1 protein-coding gene is annotated in these 726 nt (G+C 75.3%); it reads left to right on the forward strand.

Going from position 1 to position 726, the window contains the following annotated elements; genetic code table 11:
* A partial coding sequence (locus ACK4SE_RS13975; protein WP_409693923.1) for a hypothetical protein occupies positions 1 to 713 on the forward strand: 713 nt, incomplete at its 5' end.
* Positions 714 to 726 lie beyond the last annotated feature (13 nt).

The following is a 726-nucleotide window of genomic DNA, read 5'->3' on the forward strand; positions in this document are numbered from 1 at the left end:
TCTCGGCGGCGGGGCCAACGGAGGCAGCGTGGCAGTGCGACACTCGCGTGCTGGACGGCGTGGCAGAGCCGGTGCTGCGCGTGCGCATTGCCGTGCTGTCGGGCAGGCTGCTGCGGCCGCACGCGGGGAGCGAGCCGGGCATGTCGGTTTGCGTGGCCATTGCGCGCCCTGCCCCTGCGGGCAGCCGCTCAGACGCAGCGCTGGCGGTGGCGGGCCGGTGCCAGCTGCCCTCGGCGCCGGAGCTGGTGCCCACGCCGTGTGCGGCCTCGGCGTGGAGCGCCTCCTTCCTGCACGACGCCACCGCGCAGGCGTGGCCGCGCCAGCGCAGCGCAGCGGCACAAGCCGCGGTGGCGGCGGCGGTGGCGGCGGCGGTGGCGGCGGCAACCGAGGCTGCAACGGAGGTCAGAACGGCGCAGCGGCAAGCGCTGCCCGCGACAGCGCACGCAGCGACAGTGTCGGCGCTAGAGGCAGCACGTGGCCACGCGTCGGATGCAGGCCTGCAGTTCCTGCTGCTGCCCGCGCTGCAGCCGACCGCAGCTGCGCCGCGGCTGGCACCGACCGCCGTGCCGTGGGAGGCCAGCGGTGATTGGCTGCAGCTGGACGTGCTGGCTGCCCGTTGGCCAGGTGCAGACTGGACCGCATTGCCCGTGCTTGGGACGGTAGGGGGGCGTCGCTGCTGTCGCCATCGCCGCTGCGGCCACTCGCACGACTGACGCTCGCTGGCCC

Origin of the sequence: Brevundimonas sp., from assembly GCF_046293315.1 — a bacterium.
Taxonomy (GTDB): Bacteria; Pseudomonadota; Alphaproteobacteria; order Caulobacterales; family Caulobacteraceae; genus Brevundimonas.